Genomic DNA, 201 nt, shown 5'->3' with positions numbered 1-201 from the left:
GACAATGGGCGCAAGCCTGATCCAGCCATGCCGCGTGTGTGAAGAAGGCCTTTTGGTTGTAAAGCACTTTAAGCGAGGAGGAGGCTACTTAGATTAATACTCTAGGATAGTGGACGTTACTCGCAGAATAAGCACCGGCTAACTCTGTGCCAGCAGCCGCGGTAATACAGAGGGTGCGAGCGTTAATCGGATTTACTGGGC

1 rRNA gene is annotated in these 201 nt (G+C 51.7%); it reads left to right on the top strand.

From position 1 onward, the window contains the following. A 16S ribosomal RNA gene (locus ACINWC323_RS0119235) occupies positions 1-201 on the top strand; the annotation flags it as partial.

The organism is Acinetobacter sp. WC-323, assembly GCF_000314615.1.
Lineage (GTDB): Bacteria > Pseudomonadota > Gammaproteobacteria > Pseudomonadales > Moraxellaceae > Acinetobacter > Acinetobacter courvalinii.
Note: the sequence above shows the minus strand (reverse complement) of the source record. Positions and strands in the feature narration are given on the sequence as shown.